The following is a 3,357-nucleotide window of genomic DNA, read 5'->3' as shown; positions in this document are numbered from 1 at the left end:
CCTTCCTCGGCTCCGTGCCGACCAAGGCAAGCGGCACCGAGCGCGCAGCCTCGGTCATCGGGCAGGGCCGCATCGAGGCCTCCCCGCTTGCCATGGCGGGCGTGGCCGCGTCGCTGGCGAACGGCAGACGGGTCACCCCGGTGCTGCTGCCCGACAGCAAGGTCGCGGCAGTGCCCACCGCAGCCGCACCGCTCACTGGCGCCGAGGCCACCCAGATCGAGGACATGATGCGAGCGGTCGTCACCGAGGGCAGCGGCCGGTTCCTCACCGACGTCTCGGGTGGTCCGGTGGCGGCGAAGACCGGCACCGCCGAGTACGGCAACGACGCTCCGCCCCGTACGCACGCCTGGATGATCGCGACGCACGGTGATCTTGCGGTCGCGGTCTTCGTCGACGACGGTGAATCCGGCTCGCAGACGGCCGGCCCGCTGCTCGAGTCGTTCCTGCGGCAGGCTGGTTGAGGGCTACACGATCCCGGTGGTGCTGGGCGTCGTGGTCTGGGTACCGCTGCGGACGACCCACGAGGCCGTGCGGGTCGTCGTCGCGGCAGGGTCGGCCCGGTCGCTGATGACGAAGTAGTCCATCTGCACCCGTGCCGGTGTCACGTCGAGCACCGAGTAGCCGTGGTCGTCGAGGTTGATGTACTTGATGTGCCGGTTCGTGACCTTGAACATCGTCTCGACGGCGATCGACGCCGACCGTGAGGGTGTGCCGAGCAGGTCGTCGAGGTTGTTGCTCGTCACCGAGGTGGTGACGAGCTCGGTCGCGATGGACCCACCGAGCGGGTACAGGCCCGGGGCGGAGGGAATGTCGCAGGCCCAGCCGGAATGGATGTCACCGGTCAGGAACACGATGTTCTTGATGTCGTTGGCCTTGATGTGGTCGGTCAGCTTCTTGCGCTCCACGGAGTAGCCGTCCCACTGGTCGGTGTTGTACGACAATCCCTCGGTGGGCAGGATGCCAGCGGTGGCGGTGATCGCGTTGGTCACCGGCACGGGCAGCGGGGGCACCAGCACCGGGGTGATCATGACGGGGTTGCCGACAAGCTTCCAGCGGGCCTTCGACGTCGACAGGTTGTTCTCGAGCCAGCCGAGCTGCTCGGCGCCGGCAATGACCCGCGTGGGGTCGCCGGTCACGCCGATCTCGGTGCTGAACTCCTTGCCCGGCGCGTTGCGGTAGCTGCGCAGGTCGAGCATGGACAGGTCGATCAGGTCGCCGAACTGGAACGTGCGATAGATCTGTGTACCGTCGCCGAGCGCTGCGGTGCCGCTGAGCCGAACGGGCATCCACTCGTCATAGGCCTGCAGCGACACCCGGCGCCGGGTCGCGAAGTCACCCTCGGTGGCGGGTGTGTGGTTCTCGGCACCGCCACCGTCGGGGCCGGCGGCGTACGTGTCGTTGGCGGTCTCGTGGTCGTCCCAGGTGTTGATGAAGGGGTACCTCTGGTGCAGTGCGGCGAGGTCCTTGTCCTGTTTGTACTGTCCGTGACGCTGCCGGTAGTCCTTCAGGCTGATGATCTCGTGCGGCGGCACGTGCTTGCGGATGTCGACGTTGCCCATGCCGTTGCCGTACTCGCCGTTGCCGTACTCGAAGAGGTAGTCACCCATGTGCAGGATGGCGTCGAGGTCGTCGCGGGCGGCGAGGTGGCGGTAGCTGCTGAACCAGCCGGCCTGCAAGTTGGCGCACGAGACCACGCCGAAACGCATGCGTGCGAGCGTCGCGGTGTGTGCCGGCGCGGTGCGCGTGCGAGCGACGGGGGAGGAGGCTCCCTTGAAGATGAAGCGGTAGTAGTACGTCGTGGCGGACGCCAGGCCGGTGACATCGACCTTGACCGTGTGGTCGCGGGCCGCCGTGGTGGTGAACGTGCCCTTCTTGAGGATCCTGGTGAAGCTCTTGTCGGTGGCCACCTGCCACGTCACGACGGCACTGGGACCGACACCGGATCCGGCCGTCGAGGTCGGCGTGGGGGTGACCCTGGTCCAGATGACGAGGCGGCTGGGCGTCGGATCGCCCGAGGCGAGCCCGGGCACGAAGTCCACGCCGGCCGCAGCCTCACCCGCCGAGCCGGTGATACCCGGCAGCGCGGCGGCCGCGACGCCGGCGGCGACGGCGCTGCTCGTCGTGATGAACGTGCGTCGGCCGAAGCCGTCCTTCTCAGTGGTGACGGTCACAAATGGAAATAACGCACGGGTCACATACGGGGTTACGAAACGGCAGGTGAACGTGGGGCGTCACAATGAGGACATGCGGATTCACGTGGTCGCGGATGCGGCCGACAAGGACGGCGGCTACGTCACCGAGCGGCTCCTGCAGCGCGGCGGTGAGATCGTCGAGCCCGATCGCGACGAGCTGCCGACATTCGGCGGTCTCGGCGCGACTGACCTGGTCCTGCTGCTCGGATCGGACCGGGCCGCGCACGAACGAAAGTGGGCCGGCGTCGTCCTCAACGAGTCGGTCTTCGTCCGCGACGCCCTCCGGGCCGGCACTCCTGTGATGGGCATCTGCTACGGCGCGCAGGTGATGGCGCGGGCACTCGGCGGCACCTCGTGGCAGGCCGACGCACCTGAGCTCGGCTGGACCCGCGTCGACACGACCGACCGGAGGCTGTGCCCCGAGGGACCGTGGGGCCAGATGCACAGTGACGTCTTCGCGCCGCCGCCGACGTCACGCGTGCTGGGAACCTCGTGGCGCGGGCCGCAGTGCTTCACCGACGACTCGCTCGGCACCCGTTCGATCGCGTGGCAGTTCCACCCTGAGGTCACGGCCGCGACCTACGAGCGTTGGGTGCACGAGGGCTACTTCGGCGAGTCCGGGGTCGACGCCAAGGAGTTCATCCATCAGGCGTATGCGCACGAGCCGGCGGCCCGCAACCTCGCCCACGACCTGACTGACAACGCCCTCGACTACCTGGGCGTCGAGTGAAGGGCAGGCCGCACGGCTTCGAGTGGACGGTCCGTGGCAAGGAGGTCGTCATCTCGCACCACGGCAAGGTCGCGATGGTGCTGCGCGGCGAGAAGGCGCGGCAGTTCGCGCAAGAGGCCGAGAACACTGACCCGCAGCTGCTGATGGCCCGGCTGACCGGTAACTACAGCCGCGACAACGAACGCATCGCGAAGAATCACCCGCGCAACCACTGACCGTGACCCGCGCAGTCCGGATTCGTTGAGCCTGTGACCCCGGTCACGGGGCGACGATGAGGAATATCGAGGGGACATCATGACGAGTGCGCGATCCACGATCGTTCGGGCCGGCATCGCTGCTGTCGGCGCAGGGCTGGCCGCCGGGCTCCTCACTGCGCCGCCGGCGACCGCCGCCACCTCGACCGGCCCACGTCTCACCGTGCCGACGTCGACGATG

The 3,357-nt window shown here is 68.3% G+C and carries 4 protein-coding genes; 3 read left to right on the top strand and 1 reads right to left on the bottom strand.

The genetic code is table 11. The features are described from left to right. Window positions 1-461, top strand: a 461-nt coding sequence (locus tag H7290_RS04030; protein WP_290512733.1) for a penicillin-binding transpeptidase domain-containing protein, incomplete at its 5' end; no start/stop codon positions are given. A gap of 3 nt (window positions 462-464) precedes the next feature. Here H7290_RS04030 and H7290_RS04025 read toward each other — a convergent pair. After that, entirely contained in the window at window positions 465-2,171 is a 1,707-nt protein-coding gene (locus tag H7290_RS04025) for an alkaline phosphatase D family protein (protein ID WP_290512732.1), read from the bottom strand. Between the two features lie 73 nt (window positions 2,172-2,244). Here H7290_RS04025 and H7290_RS04020 point away from each other — a divergent pair, with 73 nt between their 5' ends. Continuing rightward, window positions 2,245-2,922 carry a type 1 glutamine amidotransferase gene (locus H7290_RS04020; protein ID WP_290512731.1) on the top strand — a complete coding sequence of 226 codons (678 nt, stop codon included), beginning with the start codon at window positions 2,245-2,247 and terminating at the stop codon, window positions 2,920-2,922. Further along, complete coding sequence (locus H7290_RS04015) at window positions 2,919-3,137, top strand: hypothetical protein (RefSeq protein ID WP_290512730.1); 219 nt, start codon at window positions 2,919-2,921, stop codon at window positions 3,135-3,137. Before H7290_RS04020 ends, H7290_RS04015 begins: the two co-directional genes overlap by 4 nt. Window positions 3,138-3,357: the final 220 nt, after the last annotated feature.

It is taken from the genome of Aeromicrobium sp. (assembly GCF_014378035.1).
Lineage (GTDB): Bacteria > Actinomycetota > Actinomycetes > Propionibacteriales > Nocardioidaceae > Aeromicrobium.
This window is presented reverse-complemented; position numbering and strand designations above follow the sequence as displayed.

Excerpts from the sequence above, each read along its gene's own strand:
- H7290_RS04020 (WP_290512731.1), top strand. The coding sequence starts at position 2,245 with ATGCGGATTCACGTGGTCGCGGATGCGGCCGACAAGGACGGCGGCTAC.